Source organism: Paenibacillus harenae (assembly GCF_030812415.1).
Lineage (GTDB): Bacteria > Bacillota > Bacilli > Paenibacillales > Paenibacillaceae > Pristimantibacillus > Pristimantibacillus harenae_A.
Genome location: NZ_JAUSST010000007.1, coordinates 20147 through 38970, shown reverse-complemented (window position 1 = coordinate 38970; position 18824 = coordinate 20147). Strand labels below are relative to the sequence as shown.

Annotated in this window: 15 protein-coding genes and 2 pseudogenes; 8 read left to right on the top strand and 9 right to left on the bottom strand. The window is 47.6% G+C overall.

Annotated elements, in window-relative coordinates; translation table 11 throughout:
• Nucleotides 1–22: 22 nt before the first annotated feature.
• Nucleotides 23–679 (bottom strand): TetR/AcrR family transcriptional regulator, encoded by a 657-nt coding sequence (locus tag J2T14_RS24030; protein WP_307474924.1) that lies wholly within the window; start codon nucleotides 677–679, stop codon nucleotides 23–25.
• Between the two features lie 217 nt (nucleotides 680–896).
• On the opposite strand from J2T14_RS24030, the gene J2T14_RS24025 reads away from it, so the two are divergent.
• Together J2T14_RS24025 and J2T14_RS24020 are read left to right on the top strand one after the other, a co-directional pair.
• Nucleotides 897–2669, top strand: coding sequence for a fibronectin type III domain-containing protein (locus tag J2T14_RS24025; protein WP_307474921.1), 1773 nt, complete (start codon nucleotides 897–899; stop codon nucleotides 2667–2669).
• Nucleotides 2670–2980: 311 nt separating this feature from the next.
• Nucleotides 2981–4801 carry an SgrR family transcriptional regulator gene (locus J2T14_RS24020; RefSeq protein WP_307474918.1) on the top strand — a complete coding sequence of 607 codons (1821 nt, stop codon included), beginning with the start codon at nucleotides 2981–2983 and terminating at the stop codon, nucleotides 4799–4801.
• A 115-nt stretch (nucleotides 4802–4916) separates the two neighbouring features.
• Here the strand turns inward: J2T14_RS24020 and J2T14_RS24015 are convergent.
• Nucleotides 4917–5063 (bottom strand): annotated as a pseudogene (locus J2T14_RS24015) (glycoside hydrolase family 88 protein); the annotation flags it as partial.
• Nucleotides 5064–5335: 272 nt separating this feature from the next.
• On the opposite strand from J2T14_RS24015, the gene J2T14_RS24010 reads away from it, so the two are divergent.
• The 3 genes from J2T14_RS24010 (at nucleotide 5336) to J2T14_RS24000 (ending at nucleotide 9885) form a co-directional block, all read left to right on the top strand.
• Nucleotides 5336–7150 (top strand): family 43 glycosylhydrolase, encoded by a 1815-nt coding sequence (locus J2T14_RS24010; protein ID WP_307474916.1) that lies wholly within the window; start codon nucleotides 5336–5338, stop codon nucleotides 7148–7150.
• 211 nt (nucleotides 7151–7361) lie between these two features.
• Entirely contained in the window at nucleotides 7362–8627 is a 1266-nt protein-coding gene (locus tag J2T14_RS24005) for an ATP-binding protein (protein ID WP_307474914.1), read from the top strand.
• 190 nt (nucleotides 8628–8817) lie between these two features.
• On the top strand, nucleotides 8818–9885 hold the full coding sequence (locus J2T14_RS24000) for an alpha/beta fold hydrolase (RefSeq protein WP_307474913.1): 1068 nt from the start codon (nucleotides 8818–8820) through the stop codon (nucleotides 9883–9885).
• Between the two features lie 162 nt (nucleotides 9886–10047).
• On the opposite strand, the gene J2T14_RS23995 is transcribed toward J2T14_RS24000, so the two are convergent.
• The 7 genes from J2T14_RS23995 to J2T14_RS23965 form a co-directional block, all read right to left on the bottom strand.
• The gene (locus J2T14_RS23995) at nucleotides 10048–10236 is read right to left on the bottom strand and encodes a hypothetical protein (protein ID WP_307205288.1); all 189 of its coding nucleotides are present in this window, start codon (nucleotides 10234–10236) and stop codon (nucleotides 10048–10050) included.
• Between the two features lie 66 nt (nucleotides 10237–10302).
• Entirely contained in the window at nucleotides 10303–10734 is a 432-nt protein-coding gene (locus J2T14_RS23990; protein ID WP_307474912.1) for a hypothetical protein, read from the bottom strand.
• The gene (locus J2T14_RS23985) at nucleotides 10731–10937 is read right to left on the bottom strand and encodes a helix-turn-helix transcriptional regulator (RefSeq protein WP_307205292.1); all 207 of its coding nucleotides are present in this window, start codon (nucleotides 10935–10937) and stop codon (nucleotides 10731–10733) included. The genes J2T14_RS23990 and J2T14_RS23985 overlap by 4 nt, the downstream gene beginning before the upstream one ends.
• Nucleotides 10938–11247: 310 nt before the next feature.
• Nucleotides 11248–12141: a CPBP family intramembrane glutamic endopeptidase gene (locus J2T14_RS23980; protein WP_307474910.1), complete on the bottom strand. Its 894-nt coding sequence runs from the start codon at nucleotides 12139–12141 to the stop codon at nucleotides 11248–11250.
• Nucleotides 12142–12294: 153 nt separating this feature from the next.
• Nucleotides 12295–12939, bottom strand: a complete 645-nt coding sequence (locus J2T14_RS23975) for a response regulator (protein ID WP_307474908.1) — start codon at nucleotides 12937–12939, stop codon at nucleotides 12295–12297.
• Nucleotides 12926–13867, bottom strand: coding sequence for a sensor histidine kinase (locus J2T14_RS23970; RefSeq protein WP_307474906.1), 942 nt, complete (start codon nucleotides 13865–13867; stop codon nucleotides 12926–12928). Before J2T14_RS23970 ends, J2T14_RS23975 begins: the two co-directional genes overlap by 14 nt.
• A gap of 352 nt (nucleotides 13868–14219) precedes the next feature.
• Entirely contained in the window at nucleotides 14220–14870 is a 651-nt protein-coding gene (locus J2T14_RS23965) for a nitroreductase family protein (protein WP_307474903.1), read from the bottom strand.
• Between the two features lie 115 nt (nucleotides 14871–14985).
• On the opposite strand from J2T14_RS23965, the gene J2T14_RS23960 reads away from it, so the two are divergent.
• From J2T14_RS23960 to J2T14_RS23955, 3 genes and pseudogenes are all read left to right on the top strand, one after another.
• Nucleotides 14986–15351, top strand: coding sequence for a helix-turn-helix domain-containing protein (locus tag J2T14_RS23960; RefSeq protein WP_307474901.1), 366 nt, complete (start codon nucleotides 14986–14988; stop codon nucleotides 15349–15351).
• Nucleotides 15352–15517: 166 nt separating this feature from the next.
• Nucleotides 15518–15688 (top strand): annotated as a pseudogene (locus tag J2T14_RS30975) (hypothetical protein); the annotation flags it as partial.
• 303 nt (nucleotides 15689–15991) lie between these two features.
• Complete coding sequence (locus J2T14_RS23955) at nucleotides 15992–18613, top strand: leucine-rich repeat domain-containing protein (protein ID WP_307474899.1); 2622 nt, start codon at nucleotides 15992–15994, stop codon at nucleotides 18611–18613.
• Nucleotides 18614–18824: the final 211 nt, after the last annotated feature.

The window sequence follows — 18824 nt, the reverse complement described above, 5'->3', positions numbered from 1 at the left end:
TTACATGTCTCTCACCGCCATTTCAATGATTCTCGCTGTAAAAACGATAGTACACCTCGTAACGTTGGATAATTTGCTCATCTAATAGGTCAATTCCAATTCCATTTAGTAAACTCTGGAAGAACCGGCATCTGCGAAGCATTACCTCAGGTGAAGCTTCGAAAATCATGGGGCTTAACCATAGGTTACTTAGAAGCATCACCATCTCGCTAAGTTCCCTGGGATACTCTGATTTGATTGACCCATCCGATACCCCTTGTTCAATGATTGGCTGTATATAAATGGGCACTGCATCCTCGATCATGCTTTGTAGTTGGGCTGCCAATATCTTTGGATTTTTCAAAAGGTTTGGCGCCGTCGACATCATCTCCAGTTGTGCGGGATCATGATTCAAAGAGGCCCAAATTATTTGACGAAGCTTCTCCAGACCGTTTAGTTGCTTGTCATCCCGGACAGAGGCCAATTTATCTTCAACATCTTTGTAGAGTTGTTTTAGAACCGCAATCATTATGTCTTCCTTCGATTTGAAATGGTGGTAAATCGCGCCTTTAGAAAGCCCGCCGAGCCCTTCGATGATATCCTGTATAGATGTGTGTTCATAGCCTTTTTTTATAAACAGATTGAGCGAAACTCTCAGAATCTGGTTTAGTGTTTCTTCGGGATATTTATTCCTTGCCATCAATACTTCCTCCTTCATACATTCAGTCGGTATGTAAATACCATAAAAAAATTATGCAAGATTGTCAAGCTGGAATGCAGCATTGCATGCGCAGATGTTCTATCTTTAGGTATATAATCTTATCTTTCAAAAAATGGATTTGGTTCTCTGGTGTTATTTGATTTTTTCCTGATTATGGTAGGTTTAAATAAAGACATTTCATTTGGAGGGAAACGCGATGAGACGAAGGTTTATGCTTTTGGTTTGCGGATTTCTAATGCTGTCGCTGCTGTTGCCCTTTCAGGCCGATGCCGCCGGAACCGATCCCGAGACGCGCCTTTTCCAGGTTGACGGCATCATTCTTGATTTTGACGAAAACCGTATTGCGTGGAAACAACCGGGCTATCACGAAGTGCTCTGGCTGTACAACCGTACGGATAAAAGCCAAATAAAGATTTTCGATCCAAGCGAGACCGGGGCCTATTATCCCATTGGTATTCATTTGGCGAGGCTAAGCGCTGAAGGCGTTTTTTATTCCCATTCCCGCGGTCTTGGGTATTATGGCTCCGCGCTGCAAGGCTGGGATGAGCACTCGGGGGACCTACACGAAGTAAATGGGAATTTTGCGGTATTTACCAATGGTGTTGCGAATCTAGCTACAGGAGAGTTCCGAACATTACCGACTTCGGGTTTAGAATTTGCATCATACATCCAATTTGATTTGTCGATTGACGGAACGGTGGTTTATACGGATCCGGATCCCACTTCAGAATCCGGCCTCTACAAGTCGCTTCCTGACGGTACGTTGACGACATACGCGCCTTCTTCGAACTACCGGGCATACTCCGGGGCCATGACCGACGGAAAAAACATTATCTACAAAGCACTCGCGCGGGATGACGGAAGTGATTCCAAATGGTCGCTTCAGGTACGCAGCGCAAATGGCGAAATCACTACAGTAGCCCAGAATGCAGAAGACCAGTGGTCCGACCCCCAAACATCATACCAGATCAACAACGGATGGATTGCCTATAGGGAGTATGATGCGGAAAAAGATCGTTGGATCTTGTATGCTCGGTCTCCGGAAGGCGTAGAAAGGCAAGTGTTTGCAACCGACGGGGCGTGGAACGGCCCTCCCCTCTCCATCAAGAAGCTGGGACCGGACGGCACCGTCGCGTACAAGCTTGGAGACACAACTTACATTCATTCCGCCCAGGTAGGCAAACTCTTGTATTCCTTCAGCGGTCCGGGGGAATTAGAATACCGGGAGCATGTCTTCGCCGGCGGTCCCTGGTACCGAGTTGACGGCGGTTCGTTGTATTCGATTCAAGTTGCTTATCCTGAAGCGCCGCAGTGGCCTGAAGGCGACGTTCTGACGGTTACCGGTGTGACCTATAACAGCGTACATCTGAATTGGCTGCCGGCGAGGGATGAAACGGGTGTAGACGAGTATATGGTATTCCAAAACAACACGCTGCTGGAGACCCTGAACGGGGACGTGAACAGCTATGAAGTGAAGGGGCTGTCTCCAAACTCGTCCTACCTCTTTTCGCTGGTCGCCGTCGATGCCGCCGGCAACCAGAGTGTGAAACAAGAAGCGACGATCACTACTGCTGCATATGCGACTCCCGGCTCTTTTCAGCTTTCCGATTCCAGAACTTATTCAGATGGCTGGTACAATTATGAATTTTCGTTATATTACGGGTACATTTCGTCCTCAGGACAAGAGTTGAGCGGATCTTGGAGCCCCCCTGAAGATTTCCGTGGAGTCGTTAAGGTTTCCATGGGTTCCCCGGAAGGGGAAGATTATGACCTTAGCCTGGAGACCGTGGGCGAGGGCAACCGAACGACGGAAGATACGACAAAACTCCCGGATGGTACCGAGTTCAGTGCTGCCGAGGTACCCGAAGGTTACAGAGCAGAGTGGAGAGTTAAGGGACATACGGACAAAGATTATAGTCCGGATAAAAAAGTTTTCGTCTATGTGAGCATCAAATATGACAATCACTGAAGGTATTGCTGTGTTTACAGAAACTTAATGATCGGCCGAGGGATCGCCATTGTTTTTGCCTTTGTCCTTGAATGGTAACAGGAGCACGCGTGATAAATGTCTTAAGGTGGGTTATACGTCATTTGGTTGGAGGAACCCCTTACGGGTATGACTGCAACTTTGTCTTGCTTTCATTTCGTTGCTTTCATTATGACAGTGGAAGAAAGGGGTAAAAAGTTAAGTTTTCGATATATCGGTTTCCCCTTTTAAACAACTGCGGTATACTGACTAGTAATCGCGGTTTGTTGGGTTAACGAATGAGAGGTGTAAGGATGTCTGCTGAAGAGAGGTATCTGGCGTTGTACGATAGCTTTAATCCAGGCCATCAGCTGGATGAGACGTACGAGATCACACTGGACGAGTTAATGGAGATATTCTATTGTACGAGACGCAATGTAAAATTCGTCATACGCAAGCTGGTCGATCAGGGGCTGATTGGCTGGCAGGCCGGTCTGGGGCGCGGCCATCGTTCCCGGCTATCTTTACTCGTCCAGAAGGAGCATTACTTGTTCGAGCTTGCGGTCAGGCATGCGCGGAGCGGGGAGTACAAATACGCGTTCGAACTGCTTGAGCGATATGGAGGGAATACGGCGGCGCAGGAGCGGTTCATGGCATGGCTGACCGACCAGTTCGGTTATCATCAGGAGACAGGCCGGCAGCTGGATGGCTGCAGTTTGGACACGCTCCGCCTGCCGGTCTATCGACCGCTTACGACGCTCGATCCGGCAATGGTGTATTACTGTTTCGATTCGCACATGATCCGGCAGCTGTTTGACCGGCTTTTGCGTTTCGATGAATCGACCGGACGGATAATGCCCGGAATTGCTCATCATTGGACGAGAAGCGAGGACGGTTTGGCATGGACCTTTTATTTGCAGAAAGGAGTCCGGTTTCACCATGGCCGCGAGGTTGAAGCGGAGGATGTCGTGTTCACGATTGAACGCCAGCTTCAGGGGCTGCCGAACAGCTGGATGCTGGATGGCGTCGAACGCGTCGAGGCTGAGGGGCCGCGTATCGTAAAGTTTACGCTAAGTAAGCCTAAATATTTGCTGCCCCGCTTCCTATGCGGAAACTCGATGTCGATCGTGCCTAAGGATCTCGTGCAGCAGAGCGAAGAGACATTCAGCAGGCATCCAGTCGGTTCGGGGCCGTTCAAGCTCGTCAAATGGACTGAAGGGCATGTAGTAATGGCTGCGCATACGGATTATTTCGAGAGGAGACCGCATCTGGACGTTGTCGAGCTGATTCTCTTGCCGGACGATCGTCCTCTCGGCTCGCGGCCGAAAGACTGGAAGCAGCTCATAACCGACCATGAATCCGTTGAGGAGAAACCGGAGCGCGAATGGCAGACGATCGAGGAAGTGGATCAAGGCTGCACGCTCCTGACGTGGAACATGAATAAGGAGGGACCGCACAGGCATCGCGCTTTCCGGCAAGCAATTGATCTGCTGACGGACCGCAGCGGGATGATACGGGATCTCGGAGGAAACCGGAAATTAGCCGCTTCAGGCTTCCGTCACGAAGAAGGCAAGCCTAAGCCGTCAGAACAGGCTTTGGACAAGACACGCGTGAACGGCCTGCTGGCTGAAGCCGGGTACGCCGGCGAACCGATCACGATCAGCTCCTATTCGATTCATGAGCAGGATGCCAGGTGGATTGTGGACCGCTGCGCCGAATTTGGGATACGGGTCGAGTTTAGACTGGAGGATTGGCATACGATTCGGAATACCGATCTGGTCGCTTCCGTGGACGGGATCCTCTACGGGGTCGTTTTCGCCGAAGACGAGGTATGCGAGCTCGAATTGTACGAGCAAGAGGGCAGCTTCATCAAGGAGCATCTGGACCCCGAGTTCCGGCTGTGGGTGAAAGGGCGCATCGACGAAGCGATGGCGAAGGAAGGCCCGGAAGACCGCCGGCGGATTCTGCTTCAGATCGAGCAGCGGCTGCGGGACGAATGCAAGGTCATGTTTCTTCTTCATAAGAAGGTGACGACTCATTTTCACCCGGATGTCAAAGGGGTTAGCATCAACTCGCTCGGTTGGATCGACTTCCAGCATGTGTGGCTGGAGAAGCCGAGTGAGCACGTCAGTTAAATCGGCCAAAAGCGGTAGCCTAGGACTGTATTTCGCGTCCCGGGCTATCGCTATTTCATTTTGAGAGAAAACGGCTTTGGTCAGTTGCGTTTATTATAGCCCTATATTTGACCGTCCGCACGGCTTTGGCAATGGCATGCACGTATAAGGCAGTACAGGAATTTTCCCGCCAGTTATCCGGACGGTCCGCTTTGTCCACGACCTGATACCATAAGCCGGAGGCGGCATCCGGGTATTTCGTCAGCGCGATGAGCAGATTACGGGGCGAATAGCGCGGTGGAGTCGAACTAGTTACCCAATAGGCTGCCGCGGATCGCACGGTAGCCTCGTTAAGCTAAACATTCCTGTTAAGGCGATCATTCGGTGGTTTATCGTGTTTCGTATAGCTTCCGATCCGGGCGGTCCAATCGGTGGCGGCGCATCGGCCTCGAGCATTTTGGGTGCTGAGCAGTTACGATATGTATGATACAATACAATCATAAAATCAGACTTCCAAATACATTATGCATCTTAAATGCAGCAAGGAGGATTATTTTGTCAGTACATAATTACAGTTATTCAGGTTACCTTCTGGTGCATTTTATCGGGGAACAGCCTGACGGAGAGCAGGTCTACTTCTCCTACAGTGAAGACGGCCTGCATTGGAAAGACTTGAACGCGGGTTTACCTGTGCTGCGTTCCGAACTGGGGGAAAAGGGCGTTAGGGATCCGTTTTTGGTGCGCTCGCCCAAGGAAGACAAGTTTTATCTGATTGCCACGGATCTCCGCATTGCAAACGGAAAAGGCTGGGCCGCTGCGTCTGCTGCAGGAAGCCGCGACATGATCGTATGGGAGTCCGCCGACCTGGTGAATTGGTCTTCCCCTTGGGCAGTCACGCTTGGCGTACCGGGCGCCGGCTGCGTCTGGGCACCGGAGGCTGTATACGACGAGGCTGCGGACGACTTCCTGGTGTTCTGGGCCTCCGCGACGCAGGAGCCGCAGGAATATGAACGGAAACAAAAAATCTTCAGCGCCCGTACTAAGGATTTTCGAAGCTTCACACCTTCCGAAAAGTATATTGAACGGGAAAATCATATTATTGATACCACGATCATTGCCCACAATGGCATCTACTACCGTTATTCCAAGGATGAAACGACTAAAAATATCCGGGTGGAAAAAGGCGCATCGCTGGATAAAGGCTCGTTTGACAATCTGAGCGCTCCGGCTTTAGAGGCATTGGTAGGGGTAGAGGGCCCTCAAATATTTAAGCTTGGCGACCGCGAAGAGTGGTGCCTGATCGTAGACCGCTTTGCGGAAGGAAAGGGCTACCTTCCCCTGCTGACCTCCGATCTTGAAAGCGGTGAATTCCGGGTTCTGCCGGAAGGGTCGTTCGATTTGGGGAAAACCAAGAAACGCCACGGCGGAGTCCTCCCTATTACGGCTGCTGAATGCAGCCGCCTTCTGGCGGCGTTTGGCGACGGCCATCAGGTGTTGCCCGGGCAATTCGCCGACCCGGATCTTGTGAAGTTCGGCGACCGCTATTACCTTTATCCCACAACCGATGGCTTCACGGGCTGGTCGGGTACGCAATTTCATGTATTTTCTTCTGCTGACATGCAGATATGGGAAGACGAAGGCGTGATCTTGGATCTGGCGACGGAGGATGTGCCTTGGGCAATAGGAAGCGCATGGGCACCGGCCATTGCAAGCAAAGACGGCAAATACTACTATTATTTCTGCGGCAAAATGAAAAGCGGAGAGAGCGCCATCGGTGTTGCGGTTGCCGAGACTCCGATAGGTCCGTTTCACGCGCAGCCGCAGCCGCTTGTTACCATGGAACAGACGAAGCGGCTTGGGATCGCTATGGGCCAGGCGATTGACCCGTCGGTCTTTTTTGAAGAGGACGGCTCGGCTTACCTGCTGTTTGGAAATGGGCACCCCGCGATCGTACAGCTCGGCGAAGATATGGTAACTGTCATCGAGGATACGATGAAAAACATTGTCGGTCTGCACGACTTCCGGGAGGCGGTCACCGTTCTGAGGCGCGGCGGACTGTATCACTTCACATGGTCCTGCGACGACACTGGCAGCGAGGATTACCATGTGAACTATGGCACGGCAGAGCAGCTTTACGGGCCGGTAACCTACCGCTACCCGGTTCTTTTCAAAAATAAGGAAAAGGATATGCTTGGGACCGCTCATCATTCGATCCTTCAGGAGCCCGGCACCGATAAGCATTGGATTGCTTATCACCGGTTTGTCACGCCGCTGACCCGGTTTACAGAAGGAAAAGGCTATCATCGCGAAGTCTGCATTGACCCGCTTAGCTTCGGCGAAGATGGGCTGATGCGGCAGGTGCAGTTGTAATTGAATGCTAACGGGTAACTTTAGCTCAAAAATCATCAAGAGAAGGCTGCCGATATCGAATCGGCAGCTTTCTTCGCTAAGCGGCAGTAATACGCAATAAAAGAGGAAATCACACAGCGATAAAGAATAAATATTTGGTAGTGTTGCCCATGGATAACACTTACATATTTTTTTATAAATCATTTAATAAGGTGGGGGTTCGCACAAGGTTATGTTACTAGAAAAATTATTTCTTAACGTCCTTATCGTCTTAGCTCCAGTTTTAGTCTTAACAGCGTTTGGTGACCGTTGGCGGTACTCCAAATCTCCTTATACGATAGGTCTTTTGCAAGGGATTTCATCTTCATTTTGCTTGATTTTCTCATACTACGCACTAGATTTATACTGGGATCTCCGGTATGTCCCACTTGTGATTTCTACGGTGTACGGTGGACCGATTGCCGGTTTTATTAATTACCTAATGATTTTGGCTACCCGGACTTATTTAGGCGGAAATGCGATATTGTTTGGGTTTGTAAGCATTACGTTGGCGTTTTTGGGGCCTTTATTATTTGCCAAAAAAATCGCTCGATTAACCGGGAGTCGGCGAATAAGAGCAGTGGTCCTCATTTCCATAATCCCCTCTGTTGTTATGCTGCTTATTCTAATTTCATATACACTCCTCAAACAAGTTGAAAAGCCCTTGGATTTTGAGCCCATCTGGGCAGTCTTGTTTTTTGGATTAATTCAAACATTAGGGACTTGGTTATCTTGCACGCTTCAGGAATTTAACTTTGAACGAGCTAAAATGAAAGAGGAAATTCAACGTGCAGAAAAGCTAAAGACATTAGGTGAAGTTGCCGCATCCATTGCACATGAGATCCGTAATCCGTTGACCGTTGTTCAAGGCTTTTTACAACTCATGAGTGCAACAATAGTCGAGGGCAAAAATCGAAATTATTTAGAAATTGCATTAGATGAGCTTGCACGAGCAGAGCTAATCATTACTGATTATCTGAACTTTTCAAAACCGAAATTAACAAAAATAGAAAAGTTTTCTTTATCTGATTTAATCGAGAATATCACTATACTGTTAACGCCATTGGCAAGTTACAAAGGAATACAGTTCGATAGCCAAGTGGAACAGCAAATTTATATGCATACCGATCGCGGTCAACTGCAGCAAGCATTAGTCAACGTAATTAAAAACGCAGTAGAAGCTTCAACGGAAAAGGCAGTGGTACAAATAAAACTGGCATTAAAAAGTGATCGAGTTGAACTGAAAATAATTGACAAAGGCAAAGGGATGACCCCAGAAGAGATCCAGCGAATCGGGACACTGTTCTATACAACGAAAGAAAGTGGGACAGGGCTCGGCACCTCTGTTGCAGTACGATTCATTGAGGCGATGAAGGGAAGCATAATTTATGAAAGTGAAAAAGGCAAAGGCACGGTCTGCACGATCTCTTTTCCGTTAGAATTACAAAACAGCTTTTGAGCTCAGTGGCATGATTTAGATAAGAATTTTAGTATCTCGCAAGAAAGTAGCTATGAAAGGACTTCTCCGGGCCCGTTCAACGGGCAGAATAGAGCAAGGCACAGACAAAAAGGGGATCTATTTTCCTTGACTTTCGACTAAGGCGTCGAGGCATGCCTGCGACAAAAAAGCCTAATTTTTCATACATCATATGAAAGGGGGCGCGTATCCCATAGTAGATCGAAAGCGAAGAAAAACTAGAAAGGCTGTCTCAATCATTTTTGCTTTTACCGCTGTCATCGTGGTTGCTCTCGCATTCCCGACGTGGACACCTTCGATTAAAGGAGAAAACAGTATTGCCACGCTGGAGCAGGTGAAATTAAACGGTGCGTGGCACGAGATCATGATCCGCGGCGCCGACCGTAATAATCCTATCGTCATTTTCGTCCACGGCGGCCCCGGTTGCTCCGAAATCCCTTACGTGCGCAAATACCAAGAAAGACTGGAGAAGCTATTTACCGTCGTGCATTACGATCAGAGGGGCAGCGGCAAGTCGCATCAATTCGGGGAAGATTATTCGGGCGTGACGGCAGGGGTGTTGGTCAAAGACTTGTTGTCGCTTACAGATTTCGTAACCGATAGACTAGGGCAATCCAAGGTAATTCTAATCGGTCACTCCTACGGAACGTACATAGGCATGCAGGCAGCGGCTGCTTCGCCGAAGAAATTCGCGGCTTATATCGGAATTGGACAAGTCGCAAATCATCACGTCAGCGAGTTGGACAGCTTCGCTTTCGCGCTAGGACAAGCCACCGCATCCGACGATAAGAGCGATATTAGACAACTGGAAGCCATGCGGCAGAATATTGAGGCAGGGCGCGACATAACTCCCAGAAGTCTGATCAGGAAGTATGGGGGAGCGGCAAGATTAATTGACGATAACCGCGACTATGTCGAAGGTTTTCTAATGAACCGAGAATATAACCTGTTGGATGTAATTCGTTACGCAAGGGGGATTGCGTTAACGCAGGACCAACTCTTAAATGAAGAATCCATACGGCCGATTACGAGCTTGGTAGAGAAGCTGGAACTACCGGTCTACTTCGTAATGGGAGCGCATGATTACATGACGTCGACGAGTGCGGCCAAAGCGTACTTCGAAGCGCTGGACGCGCCGGACAAAACGTTTATCGTCTACGAGCACTCGGCTCATTACCCTCAGTTTGAAGAGGAGGAACGGTTTGCCGAATGGATGGGAACGACGTTCCGAAACGAATAAAAAGAGGGGCATAAGATGTTGAACCTCTTCCTTATTTCTTCAAATCGTTTTCTTGCTTCTTCCGAGTTGTCAGCATATAACAAGGAATAGCCAGCGTTTGGATCCGTCGGCAGAGCATTTTCGAGTGAGTATAAGTTTCATGTGTTTCATATTTGTTTCGTATTATGAAACAACCTCAAATTTCAAAGTGTTTCGATTAACCACGATATATTCGCCTGTTGATTTATTCATTACTTGAGACACTTCCTTGGTATGTGTTATCTCAAACCAATCATTTTGTATATCCACCAATAATTTTACTTCCACATCACTTTCTCCGTATTTTAAACCACTATAAGATAATTTCGTCATCGTCTTCATTCCCTTCTTAATGATTAATATGTGTCAAATGGGATTTTCCAATAAACAGCGATTTTATTACATCTTTTTATAGTACTTGAAACGGTAATAAGTGTTATATCCAAGGATAAACAGATAGGCAAAAACTAATAGCAATACCATTATTAAATCTATAGCCATAAAGGCAAATGCTGTAATTAAGGCTCCAAGTACAAAAACCATCATGTCATATGCTTTCGCTTTTGCCCGATTAGCGATTGCCAAATTACGCTCATCTTTCTTATCAATCTCTAGTTGCTTTGCTGCGGCGGGATTATTCTTCATAGCGGTTCGGACGATTATTTCTCCCATACCGTGACCGAAAATACCACAGCCAAGCCCAACACAGATAAAAGGCAACGCTCGCAGCATACCTTGTGGATCTTCAATTCTTTTGATGAAGTACAGACCACCTGCTAGTAGTCCTACGCCCACAAGGGTAAGAAAATATGACGAAATAATTTTTTTCATGCATTTTCATCCTCCTCATAAATAAAGATTTCTTCAATACTCATACCGAAAAAACGAGCAATCTTGAACGCTAAAAGGATCGATGGGTTATAACGTCCGTTTTCCAGTGAACCGATCGTTTGCCTTGACACTTCAAGAGCCGTTGCTAATTCTTCTTGCTTAATTCCGCGTTGCTTGCGGATTTCTTCTAAACGGTTGTTCATGCGTTCACCCTCCATATGGAAAGGGAGCTTTCCATATGGAAAATATATCGTGCAACGCAAGCAATGTCAAGCGTACTTTCCATTTTGATAAAGCTTTTCAATTCCAGAGCTACAGAGATTAATTGGCAGCCATTGTTACGCTCCCGCAAGAACGGTAGTTGAACAAAGTGAGGAAAAAGAAAGGGCCATCCCGCAAAAGGATAGCCCTAAAACTTGCCGTTACAGACAGCGCGGAGAACCGTACCACAAGTAGAGCGAAATTTTGAATTACAACTTTGCAACTAGGCTGTTTACAGCAGAGATGCAGGAATCAAGATGATACAGGAAGGTTCCGGGCCTCAACCCTTCGATTCCGTGCAGCCCAAATTAGCATAGGAATGGAGATCAGAAGACTGACCACAACCGGAACAATGGAACCCTCAAGTCCAAAATCGCCACCTGTGAGAAGTGCGGCACCGTTCACCTTTGCAGTAAATAGACCGGCAGCTGAGTGTCCGGAAACAGGAATGCCAAGCAAGCCCTCAATGGCATTCCAAGCAAAATGCAGTCCCATGGCAAACCACAAGTTCCGCCGCCACAAGAAAGCGGCTCCGAGCAGAACACCTGCTTCCAGAGCAATGGCGAACGCGCTCCATAATGTTGCCCCTGTATTCCCAAGATGGGCAACCCCAAAGAATAGAGAGGTCACAGCAAGTGCGAGCGGTTTCCCCCCCAGTTTATCAATGGCTTGAAACATAAGTCCACGAAAGATAAGTTCCTCGACAATGGCTGCTCCCAAAGCTGTTTCAATGGAGGATATTAGAACAGAACTCGTATCCGCAGAACTTGCCCATTGAAAGGAGTAGCCTCCCAGAGCCATAATAATAAAAGCGGACCCTGTGATAAAGATTGTCCCGGTTAGTACGCCCAAGACAGTTTCAATCCCTGCGCGCTGTCTAGATATCTCTGGAGTGGACCGCCGGGCCAGGTATGTCAGCGTGAGCTTATAAACCAAGATGGCCAGAAATCCCATCACTAGAGTAAAAACAAGGGAAATCATCCCCTCTGCGCTCTCTGTCAGCTGCCGGAATAACGTATCTATGAGAACAATACCGATAGCCCCCACAATCATCCAGACGATTGGAAAGCGCCAAAATGAACTCCAAGCACTTAAATTCCTGCCATTCTGCAGCATCTCTTTATTTTCAGACATTTTTTTCTTCATGTTTCACATCGCTTCCTCTGTTGTTTGATGCTATGAGTATAGGCTGAAAAAGTCATAAAGAGACAGTGCGCTTTTGTCATCATTTATTCTATGGCTATATTCAAAAAAAGCCGGCAACCCTAATAGGTTACCAGCTTCTTTGGGATCGGTTTTTTAATGATCCATAATTCCCGAATCTCGGGCTTTACGGGCGGCCTCCCGCCTTCCTTTCACATTCAGCTTCGAATAAATCGTTGAGATATAATTTTTAACCGTCCCTTCACTAAGATACAGCGCCTCGGCAATGTCTGGATTACGCAGGCCAGAAGCCAGCTTGTGCAGCACTTCTATTTCACGGGCAGTGAGCCCGAATTCATTATTTTTCGCAGGGGTGGTATTGTTGATGCTCTTGATCATTTTACTCGCCATTTCCTGCGAGATTAAAGTCCCTCCCGCCTGAACCACCCGTATGCCTGCAGCCAGGTCTTTGGGATGAAGGGCTTTAAGCAGATATCCTTCTGCTCCATAGCTTAACGCCGCTAACACATATTCTACTTCCTTATAGGAAGTCAGCATGATGATTTTGGTTGCAGGTATTCGTTCTTTAATCAGGGCCGTTGCGGCAACGCCGTCCATGACTGGCATATTGATATCCATCAATACAATATCCGGCATAAACTGCTCGCAGCCCTTGATGGCTTCTTCCCCATTCTTGGCTAAACCGACAATTTCCAGATCCTCTTCCATGGATAGGACGATATGTAAGCTCTCGAGAATTAACTCTTGATCATCGGCAAGCAGCACTTTAATTTTCACCATGCGGCATCACTCCCTTCAGCGGGATTTCGCATCTGACTTCGGTTATCACTGGAGTTCCCTCCCCAGATGATAGGTGCAGGCTGCCTCCCAACCGCTCAACCCGATGTTTCATCGTGGTCAAACCGAAGCCGTAATTTAGCTTGTCGATCGGTTTGCCGTTATTTCGAACGGACAATTGCAGATTGCTCGCAGAAAATCTAAGCTCCAGATGCAGTTGAGAAGCTTTTCCATGTTTTAGTGCGTTTGTAAAGGATTCCTGGATGACCCGAAGGATCGCTTGCCGTACTTCAAAACGTATGGACCGCTCTGACCCCGACAGGCTCAAAGTCAGGGCCGTACCCGTGTGCTCCCGGAAACGGGCCACAAGGGATTCAACCTGTCGGATCAGACTTGGTTCCTCTTCTTCCCCCATCTCGTGTACGATGTTCCTCATTTCGTCCAGATTTTTCTCAGTCAATGTTCTTAAGCGAATTAACCGGTCTTTGGCCTCGGCAGGCTTGCTATCCATAAGGGCAATAGAAGCATCAAGGCTCAGAATGAGTGAGATAAAGGAATGCCCCAGTGTATCATGAAGTTCCTTGGACATGCGGTGGCGCTCTTCAAGCAGAGTCATTTTCTCGATCTCGGCCGAGTAGTGAGTTAACAGTTTATTTTGATGCTCTACTTCGGCTACCAGTTTATTCTTCTGATAATACGCATTGGCGACGAAGCTTGCCCACATGCCGATGAAGCAGAACAGCAGATTGTCTGTCCCGATACTTAGGGATTGCTCCCAAGATAATCTTAGGTAAGACTGAAAGGAAAAAGGAATGACAACAAGTAAGGGAATGATCCAAAGGGTTTGCTTAGTCAATAAGTACCCCATTGTAAGACTCGGCAGCAAATAGTCCGCTTTAGAAGTCAGATCAGGATGAATGACAGAATTCACATAATAAGATCCGCCAAGCAATAGCTCCAGTATGCAAAACCAGACTTTGTTCATCCGGCGCCCAGGAAACCAGAACAGCAAAGGGACGACAAGGGCTATGCTCAGCCAGATCGCGTTTAATAACGTTCGGTTCGAAAACTCACTTACTGCCAGAACCCGGGACAACAGCAAAATATAATGATATAAACGAAGAGCGAATATACCCCAATCCATGAAAGATAATATTTTTCTCATATCATCATCTTACAGGAAATCTAAAGGGTGAATAATAAAAGATTTCTCAAATACAGTTTAAACGAAACGTCTAAGGGATGCTAAGAGGCGTTCTTTTAGAAAGGTCTCCTAAGTCCGATCATGCCCAAGTGGTAATCGTATCTAATGGTAATCGGTAGGATGGATAGCCTTCTTTGCTCGCTTTGCCAATCGAAAGCAGCATGACCGGCTGGAATCGCTCCTTGTCCAAGCTAAAGACCTCCGTGATTCGCTCCTTGTCATAACCCGCCATTGGGTTGGTGTCATAGCCGTGGGCGCGAGCTACAAGCATCAGTTGCATCGAAACAAGTCCCGAGTCCAGCATGTTTATGTCGTGCAAGGCGGATGGAGTCAGGCTTGCATAATACGATCTTGCCTGCTGCAATTGCATATCCTTGATGTCCTGCGGCATATAGCCAAGTTCTACTGCTTTATTAAAAATCTCGTCCATATATTCGATATTGTTAGCGTCGTAAAATACCGCAATAATAGCCGAAGATGTCAAAACTTGTGTCTGGTTGAAGGAGGCCAGTGGCGCAAGTTTTTCTTTGCCTTCGGCGCTGTCGATCACAAGGAAACGCCAGGGTTGCATGTTAATGGCAGATGGAGCGCGGGAAGCTTTTGCTAAAATTTCGGTCATTTCCTCCCGACTGATTTTCACTTCGGGATCGTAAACTTTAACGGAACGACGTTCCAGTGCAATTTTATTGAAGTTGTTTGTTTTCTGGTAGTTGCCTGTAAGGATGCTCATGCAGGTTTCTCTCCTTTTTCGGTTGAGTTTGGAAATGATGTTGCTTATCATAACTATTAAGATGGTAAACTATAAAGTATACTTTATAGCAAGCGCTAAAAACGGGGCGATGGTCATGAAGATAAGTGAAGTAGCAAAAAGTATTGATCTCCCGATTTCAACGATCCGTTATTATGAGCAAATAGGCATTATCACGGATGAGTATGTTTTGAGGGATCAAAATAATTATCGGATTTATGCGTCAAATATCATTCATCATCTGAATGTTGTTAAACATTGTTTGGCAGTTGGCTTTTCGATTCAGGATATCAAATCAATGATCTCGAAAAACGGAATGTCGAAGGATGAGCATGTGAGCCTGATACAAAATAAAATTGCGGAAATTGAAGCCGCTCAAAAAAAATTAGATGAATCCAAGCAAAATCTGTATGACATTCTCATGTTGGACATTACTTGCGAAAAAGGGTTTGGGAAATATTAATGAATACTTAGCAATCTGAATTCATTATCCTTTTTATGAAGTATTGATTAATCATTCTGCCTGTCACATAAGTAAATGTAGAACAGAAGATAAGCAAGTGGATTGGGGCGGCACGATGATCGGTGCCATCTGGCGGGAAAAAACAAGATGAAACCTTGAGGAATGCTGTATTCGGGAAGTTTATGAGGAGATAGGTTACCGCCGTAAAATTGTCAATGAAATAAAAGATAAGGCAGGGGCATTTGGTCCAGTTGAATACCATGTAACATATTTCGAAGTTGCAATTTTAGGTGGTCAACCAAGTTTTTATTACAGTATTTCGAACAAAGAGCATTGAGCTAACGGGTACGTTAGCTCAATAAAAACAGCGGTAGTCTAGGACTTTATTTTCTCGTCCGCGGCTGCCGCTGTTTTTATAGTTGGGGTCAGTCTAATACTTTTTTTACGAGATCTGACGGTTTTATAATTCGAAAAGCCGCGCGGGATCAGCATATCCAGTCTAATACTTTATTTTCTTTCTACACTGCAGGAGGCTGGGGATTAATAGCAAACGGTAGACCGACAACCTTTGTCCAGGTATAATTAACGATGGTAATATTTAACGATTTATATTTAATTGCCTGGGGAAGGACTGTTGCGGATGGCTTTATCTCTTTATTCTCGCAAATCGTTGAAATTCGTATTGATTGTATGCTTGCTTTGCACGTTGCTGCCGGGTGTCTTGCACGCGGCTGCGAACAATCCGAATACCGGCTATGCCGACAAGCTGAAGCAGCTTGGCCTGTTCGCCGGTACGAACAACGGATATGAGCTGGACCGGGCGCCGACACGGCTCGAAGGTCTCGTCATTTTGATTCGGCTGCTGGGCAAGGAGAAAGAAGCGCAAAGCCTGAGCGGCGACCCGGTGCCGTTTACCGATGTACCGAAATGGGGCGCCGGCTTCGTCAACTACGCCTACCAAAACAAACTTGCCCAAGGGATCGATGGCAAACGGTTCGGCTCGGGCAACGCGATGACTGCGGTGCAATACGCCACCTTTATTCTACGGGCGCTTGGGTACCAAGACAGCCAGGGCGACTTTACCTACCAAGAGGCGCTTAATAAGGCGGCGGGCGTCGGTGTAATCGATACAGCGCTGCGCGATCAGCTGGGGCAAACGAAGTTTTTGCGCGGACATGCCGTACAGATTTCGTACCAAGCGCTGAAGCAGGCGTTAAAAGGCCAATCGACCACGCTTGCGCAAAAGCTGATTAACGACGGCGTGATTACGAAAGCTTCCGCAACCCAGGCCGGCCTGTTCGACGCAGGCTCAAGCTCCGGCGGCGATAAAACCGTCGTCACCTTCCCAGATCCGGGACTCGAACAGCTCATTCGAGCCGCGATAAATAAGCCGACGGGAGTTATTTACCGTTCCGATGTCGCTCAGTTAACCTCTCTGAACAGCGATCAGAAGCATACGCGAATCCGGTCCCTTAACGGAATCGAAGCATTGCAGAGCTTAACGCATATCGAACTCGACGATAACTTGATTAAAGATCTTACGCCTTTAAAATCGCTTACCAAGCTGCAATCGCTCAGCCTGGCAAGAAACTCGATTGAGGATTTGTCCCCGCTAAGCGCGCTGAAGCAGCTCGAAAGCTTGAACGTCGGCTACAATTTCATTCGAACGCCGGACGTTCTGGCCCAGTTGCCCGAGCTAAGCTCGCTGTTAATCAACGATAACGGGATAACAAGCATCGATAGCCTGGCAGCGCTAAAGAAGCTTAGCTTTCTGAATATTTCCTACACCGCCGTATCCAACATTAACGTCATTAATGGAATGCCGGCGCTGACTACGCTGAACCTGGACGGAACGCCGATTGCCGATTTGTCTCCTATGAAGGGCAAAACGTTAAGCGGCTACGATTCGGCTGAAGAAATTCAAGCCTTGGGCAAAAAGGCCCGCGAAATCATAGAAGTAACGATTAAACCCGGCATGACCGATGTGGAAAAGGAACAAGCCATTCACGATTATTTGATCGATCTGGTCACGTATGACGACAGCGAATTCAACCGCGGCATCCCGACCAAGACCAGTCCATACTCGGCATACGGCGCTCTGATCGAGCAGTATGCGGTTTGCGACGGATACGCCCACGCTCTGCAAATACTGGGCAAGCTTGCTGGCCTGGATATGTTTTATATTAGCGGGCGCTCCAGTATCGAGCACGCATGGAATCTTATTCGTCTGGACGGCGTTTACTATCACGTCGATGCAACATGGAACGATCCGGAAGACTTGTGGGGCGGAGCTTTGCCGGATTCTCCTGAGGCAGAGCGGCTGTACGAATTCCACAAAAGAATGAACTTTAATGTCACGAACGAAAATCGACAGCTTGCCATAAGCTGGGACTCTGAGCGGTATCCATCTTCAAATCAACAAGAACCGTCGGCCGGAAATCATTCCATACAAGTTTCTGTCAATACGGAAATTCCGGTTGCTCGCGATCTGCTGGTTTGGGTAACCCTGAAGCTTCGCTATCAAGACGGCGATGTTCAAACGGGCCGTAATGTAAGACAGCCTATCGTGATCCCGTACGGGATCAACCAAGCTACGGCAACGGTTAATATTCCTGCGGAAATTCCGATCGAGGATGGAGGCGTCACCTACTACTTAAGCTACGAAGCGTACGAAACCGAATACTTTTTCCATCTTGTCCAGGATCTTTTTTACAGCCAAGATCGGGGCATTACGTTTACCGACAAGGAGAAAGGCATTCTAGAACCGGGCGCTCATCTCAAATTTACAGTGCTGAAAATAGGCAGTAAAGGCATGACGTACAATCAGGCGGCAGCGCAAGGTCTGAAGGATCAAGCTGCTCTGGACGGCTTTATGTTCGACTATACGGAAACTTACGTAGGCAATTCCATCCCTCCGTATAACCTGTATAAAGCCATCAATACGCAGCCCGTAACGCTCCCGCCTCATAGCGCCATTTTCGTATCGGAGCTGCTCATCGGCACGGAATTCGAAATGACGTCATGGAAATATTTATACGGAGAAACGCCCCTTGCGGCAAATCATTCCGATCAGCCGAAGGTATATCAACCGGGCGAGCTTGCGTACACGCTTCGGCCTACGAACGAGAGGCTGAAACGGACGGCGGATGTATATTTCCGACTCTCCGTATTCGACGGCAGCTTTGACGAAAACGACTATCAAGCCGAGGCAGCCCAGCATAAGGTTGTGTTCCAGGATCAATGGGTTAAGCCAAAGCAATAGGAAGCGACAATAAGGCCGGAAACCGCTCGTATGAGTGGTTCCGGCCTACTCTGTTCCTACAGCAGCGTCTCCGCTCCGTCTATGAACACTAAATAAAGTATTAGACCGGAAAAAAAAGTGTTAGACTCGGAAAATAGAGTTGTAGACTGAGAAAATAAAGTATTAGACTGCCACCACTTCATTAAGCTAAACGGGTACGATAGTTCCATAA

Bases quoted from the DNA above. Each gene is read 5' to 3' on its own strand.
- J2T14_RS24030 (WP_307474924.1), bottom strand. From the start codon at position 679: ATGGCAAGGAATAAATATCCCGAAGAAACACTAAACCAGATTCTGAGA.
- J2T14_RS24025 (WP_307474921.1), top strand. From the start codon at position 897: ATGAGACGAAGGTTTATGCTTTTGGTTTGCGGATTTCTAATGCTGTCG.
- J2T14_RS24020 (WP_307474918.1), top strand. From the start codon at position 2,981: ATGTCTGCTGAAGAGAGGTATCTGGCGTTGTACGATAGCTTTAATCCA.
- J2T14_RS24005 (WP_307474914.1), top strand. From the start codon at position 7,362: ATGTTACTAGAAAAATTATTTCTTAACGTCCTTATCGTCTTAGCTCCA.
- J2T14_RS24000 (WP_307474913.1), top strand. From the start codon at position 8,818: ATGAAAGGGGGCGCGTATCCCATAGTAGATCGAAAGCGAAGAAAAACT.
- J2T14_RS23995 (WP_307205288.1), bottom strand. From the start codon at position 10,236: ATGACGAAATTATCTTATAGTGGTTTAAAATACGGAGAAAGTGATGTG.
- J2T14_RS23990 (WP_307474912.1), bottom strand. From the start codon at position 10,734: ATGAAAAAAATTATTTCGTCATATTTTCTTACCCTTGTGGGCGTAGGA.
- J2T14_RS23985 (WP_307205292.1), bottom strand. From the start codon at position 10,937: ATGAACAACCGTTTAGAAGAAATCCGCAAGCAACGCGGAATTAAGCAA.
- J2T14_RS23980 (WP_307474910.1), bottom strand. From the start codon at position 12,141: ATGAAGAAAAAAATGTCTGAAAATAAAGAGATGCTGCAGAATGGCAGG.
- J2T14_RS23975 (WP_307474908.1), bottom strand. From the start codon at position 12,939: ATGGTGAAAATTAAAGTGCTGCTTGCCGATGATCAAGAGTTAATTCTC.
- J2T14_RS23965 (WP_307474903.1), bottom strand. From the start codon at position 14,870: ATGAGCATCCTTACAGGCAACTACCAGAAAACAAACAACTTCAATAAA.
- J2T14_RS23960 (WP_307474901.1), top strand. From the start codon at position 14,986: ATGAAGATAAGTGAAGTAGCAAAAAGTATTGATCTCCCGATTTCAACG.
- J2T14_RS23955 (WP_307474899.1), top strand. From the start codon at position 15,992: ATGGCTTTATCTCTTTATTCTCGCAAATCGTTGAAATTCGTATTGATT.